This window comes from Lacinutrix sp. (genome assembly GCF_023299985.1).
Lineage (GTDB): Bacteria > Bacteroidota > Bacteroidia > Flavobacteriales > Flavobacteriaceae > Lacinutrix.
In genome coordinates this window covers 1-4,415 of sequence record NZ_JALZVX010000126.1, presented here as the reverse complement: position 1 = coordinate 4,415, position 4,415 = coordinate 1, and the positions used below count along the sequence as shown (strand labels likewise).

General features: G+C 30.3%; 7 protein-coding genes. 1 reads left to right on the top strand and 6 read right to left on the bottom strand.

Annotated features, from left to right (window positions below; translation table 11 throughout):
- The 6 genes from Q0C58_RS06800 to rpsF form a co-directional block, all read right to left on the bottom strand.
- Window positions 1-602, bottom strand: a 602-nt coding sequence (locus Q0C58_RS06800) for an ATP phosphoribosyltransferase regulatory subunit (protein WP_290699146.1), incomplete at its 3' end; no start/stop codon positions are given.
- A gap of 268 nt (window positions 603-870) precedes the next feature.
- Window positions 871-1,338, bottom strand: coding sequence for a DUF6495 family protein (locus tag Q0C58_RS06795; RefSeq protein ID WP_290699144.1), 468 nt, complete (start codon window positions 1,336-1,338; stop codon window positions 871-873).
- A 99-nt stretch (window positions 1,339-1,437) separates the two neighbouring features.
- Window positions 1,438-2,337, bottom strand: coding sequence for a glycerophosphodiester phosphodiesterase family protein (locus Q0C58_RS06790; RefSeq protein ID WP_290699142.1), 900 nt, complete (start codon window positions 2,335-2,337; stop codon window positions 1,438-1,440).
- An 81-nt stretch (window positions 2,338-2,418) separates the two neighbouring features.
- Complete coding sequence (rplI, locus tag Q0C58_RS06785; RefSeq protein ID WP_290699140.1) at window positions 2,419-2,868, bottom strand: 50S ribosomal protein L9; 450 nt, start codon at window positions 2,866-2,868, stop codon at window positions 2,419-2,421.
- A 13-nt stretch (window positions 2,869-2,881) separates the two neighbouring features.
- Complete coding sequence (gene rpsR / locus Q0C58_RS06780) at window positions 2,882-3,181, bottom strand: 30S ribosomal protein S18 (RefSeq protein WP_198520124.1); 300 nt, start codon at window positions 3,179-3,181, stop codon at window positions 2,882-2,884.
- Window positions 3,181-3,519 carry a 30S ribosomal protein S6 gene (rpsF, locus tag Q0C58_RS06775; protein WP_290699137.1) on the bottom strand — a complete coding sequence of 113 codons (339 nt, stop codon included), beginning with the start codon at window positions 3,517-3,519 and terminating at the stop codon, window positions 3,181-3,183. The genes rpsR and rpsF overlap by 1 nt, the downstream gene beginning before the upstream one ends.
- Window positions 3,520-3,742: 223 nt before the next feature.
- Between rpsF and Q0C58_RS06770 the strand changes: the two genes are divergently transcribed.
- Window positions 3,743-4,415 (top strand): LytTR family DNA-binding domain-containing protein (locus Q0C58_RS06770; protein WP_290699135.1); only part of this gene is annotated, 673 nt, incomplete at its 3' end.

Here is a 4,415-nt window from a genome sequence, read left to right as displayed (position 1 = left end):
ACTGTAAGGTCGTAGCGTAGGGCTTTTTCAGACAACCATTCTGTTAAATATTTAGGTTTTAATTGATTAAAAAAATCACCAATTACTAAAGTTGAAAAATGAATTAATCCTTCTCTATTAATATTTAAAAAATCTTCAGTATTATCTTGATTATAACCACTTCTTTTCTTTATTAATGGTAATAAATCTTCAGAAAATCTTTCAACTGAGACCTTTTTTTTTGATAAAATTTTGTTTGCTTTAAGAGATGATTTTAAAATTTGATTTTTCATTTCTATTTCAAAAACATCGACACTTTTTCTTGGGCTTGATTTAATATACTCTTGTAAAATCAGAGATACATCTAAAACAAAATAATTAAGACAATTAATCAAATCATCAAGATAATCACCACTATTCAAAATTTTAAAAATCAAGCGATCACCTTCTTCACCATACTTTCCCATTAGCGTGTCGCTATTTTCGAAGCTTGGTGTTTCTATAGGTTGAAATCCAAAAGTCTGAAAATGAGATTTTATAGTACTAAAAATGTAGTTGCGTTTTGCAACTTGCTCTGGATTAAAATCTCTTGTTCCTTTGGGTATGCTTGGTTTTTGTGCCATAATATTTTCCTTTGCAAAAAAGGAATCTTTTTAATGTCTTCTCTATACAATTTGTTCATGCTTCACAAATTACTCGAAGTGACGTTACTTTTTGGTGGATTCCTGCCTTCGTAGGAATAACAAAAATATATAATATTAATCGTCATTGCGAGCTTTTTCATTAGAAAAAAAAAGCGTGGCAATCTCTTGAATTGGAAATACATTTTAAATACATCCTTAAACGTCAACAGATTACTTTGTCATACTTCCTCGCAATGACAGTAATTTTTTAGTTTATAAGTTTAGACATATACTCATATAACTGACCTTTTGTAATACCAGAACCTTGTTGTATTAATGTAAACTTATCTAAGTTTTTATCTTCTGTGTAGTCCTTTTTTGCTTGAACAAATTCTACATTATCATGCATTAAGTTTGCACGTAACCAGCTAAAACCTTTAGTAGTTGTTAAGTCTACTTCTTCTTTAACCTTTATACCAATAAGATGCATGTGGTCTTCGTTTAAAGCAAATAAGTGAATGTCTTTTGGTGATATATGCTCTAAGTATTTGGTTTGGTTTAAAACACCTTCCCAAATTAAATCGCTAAAAACGTCAAGTTCCACTTCTGCTAATTCTGGTTTGTTAGCTTTTAAATTAATCCACTCCTCTCCTGTTATAGATTGTGTAGCCAAAAAATTAATAAACTCTTTCTCTAACTCTTCAAATTGTTCTTTTGTAAGTCTTGAATATTTCATTTTGTATTTTTATTTCACTAAAGAAAAATGGTTTCCGTAAACGGATTCATGAAAAATTTATATTTTTTCATTTCCGCGAATGCGAAAACTTTTATTATTTTATTTCTTAATATTTAATGCTTTTGCTGATGCGAATGGTCTATCTGTAGCAAAAATATCTATTCCTTTTTCTTGCCATACTTTATAGGACACATCTCCTTTAGATTTTGCTTGCTTGTCTAAATTTCCTAAAGTACCTAATATGGTTTTTATACCATAAGACTGTACTTTTTTATAGAATCCGTTTTCACTTATACGTGTTCCAGTAAAGGCTAACATGTTTTCTGTTGGAATTTTAGATTGTAATAACCAGTTCAATTCCTTTTCATTTCTAGCAGAAACAGATAACAAAAACTCTGGAGCCCAATTATAGGCTTTTTGAGCCTGTTTTAAATCGTAAGTAATAATAACACAAACATCTTCTGCCTTTTCGGCTCTAATAGCGTCTATAACTGTTTCTACAGCTACACTACGTTTTATATCTACAGTTAATATTACATTATTTGTTTTAGCCCATTTTAGAACGTTTATAAACAATGGGATTTTAAAAGCTGTTTCATTATTAAAATCGTCTTCTAAATTAAAAGCTTGTAATTCTTTGTACGTGTAATCTGTTAATTTTCCTGTTCCAGTACTTGTACGCTCTAAAGTATTATCGTGCAACAATACTAATTGGTTGTCCTTGGTTTTTGCTATATCTATCTCAAAAATAGCTGGAATACTATCGTTTACATATTGCAAGGTTTCTAAACAGTTTTCTGGATAGTTTTCAATACTTTTTCCACCACGATGTACACTAATAATTGGTGCTGCATCTGCTTTGTATTTAAAAGTTTCAATTAATACAGACTTTTTAGTGGTTTGTGTATCTGCTTCAGATGAAAGATTCGTATCAGAAGTATTGTTCTTGCAAGACACTACAAATATTAATAGTAGTATAACGTATAAATGTTTTTTCATTGGTAATTCCGCGAAAGCGATAAAATTAAAAAAACCGTTTAGAGTAGCTCCAAACGGTTTTGTATTATATGATTTAAAATCTTAAGCTTGCGCTACAACCTCAAACTGAATGTCTGCAGATACTGATCTGTGTAAACGAACAGAAGCATCGTACTTCCCTATACGTTTAACATTTCCACCTGTTACTGAGATAAATTTCTTATCTATAGCATGACCTTCTTTTGCTAAAGCTTCTGCAACATTAATGTTGTTTACAGAACCAAATAACTTGTCTCCCTGACCAGTTTTAGATGCGATTTTAATTTCTAAACCTTTAATAGCTTCTGCAATTGCATTAGCCTCATCGATTTCTTTCTTTTCTTTAAATGCACGTTGCTTTAAGTTTTCGGCTAATACTTTCTTTGCAGAAGATGTAGCTAATACAGCGTGACCTGTAGGAATTAAAAAGTTTCTACCATAACCGTTCTTAACCGTTACAACATCGTCTTTAAATCCTAAATTTTCAACGTCTTGTTTTAATATAAGTTCCATTGTTATGACTATTTTATTTTAATAAATCTGTTACATAAGGTAATAACGCTAAATGACGCGCTCTTTTTACTGCTACAGATACTTTTCTTTGATACTTTAATGATGTTCCTGTTAAACGTCTTGGTAAAATTTTACCTTGTTCGTTAATGAAACCTATTAACCAGTCTGGATTTTTGTAATCTACATACTTGATTCCAGATTTTTTGAAACGACAATACTTTTTCTGTTTGTTCGTATCTATATTTAAAGGTGTTAAATATCTAATTTCACCTTCTTTTTTTCCTTTTGCTTGTTGTTCTATAGATGCCATAATTATGCTTTTGCTTTTAATTTAACTCTTCTTCTCTCTGCCCACGAAATCGCGTGCTTGTCTAAAGCTACAGTTAAGTAACGCATAAAACGCTCATCACGTCTAAACTCTACTTCTAAAGGATTAATGTGTTCACCATCTACGGTGTACTCGAATAAATGGTAAAAACCACTTTTTTTGTTTTGTATTGGGTAAGCTAACTTTTTCAGTCCCCAATCTTCTTTGGATACCATCTTTGCTCCTCTAGAGGTAAGAAATTCTTCGTACTTCTTTACTGTCTCCTTTATCTGAGTATCAGATAAAACGGGATTTAAGATGAAAACAGTTTCGTAATGATTCATAAAAATCTAATTTATTTGTGTTAAAAATGAGTGCAAAAATAACTCTTTTTATTAAAACATACAATACTTTCTTAATTAAAGTTTTAGCACAATAGTAGCGTTAAATTAAATCTAAATAAAATGTTAATATTTACATTTAAGCGATGTTTTTTGGTTTTAATCCGAATTTTTCGTAACATTGTCGAGAATTAAAACAATAAGTAACCCAAATAAACCAAATGCTATGACTCTAAATTGTGTAGTGGTTGATGATTCAGCAATACAAAGACTTTCAATAGTTAAACTAATTGAGAACAATAAATCCTTAAATCTCATCGCTGAATACAGCAGTGCTTTAGAAACAAAAAACGGTTTGAACACGCACAAGGTAGACCTTATCTTTTTAGATATAGAGATGCCAGTACTTAATGGTTTTGAACTATTAGACGTGTTAAATAACAAACCACAAATTATTTTTGTTACTGGAAAAACAGAATATGCTTTTAAAGCATTTAACTATGATGCGACAGATTACCTACAAAAACCAATAAATCGCGAACGCTTTAACCAAGCAGTAGATAAATCCTTAGAACAGCATAAACTTAAATTAGACTTTAACGAAACTGAAGGTGAACATATTTTTGTAAAAAGTAACCTTAAAAAACGTAAAGTATATATTAAAGACATTAAGTGGATTGAAGCACTTGGTGATTACGTAAAATTAGTAACCGAAGACACTTCTCTTGTTGTTTTATCTACAATGAAAGCGTTTGAAGGTGAATTACCAGAAGGTAAGTTTTTAAGAATTCACAAATCCTACATTGTGAATTTGGATAAAGTTGACCGATTTAACAGTAAAAATGTTGAAGTTGGCTCTTACGAAATTCCTTTAAGTAGAAATAAAAAAACATTACTTG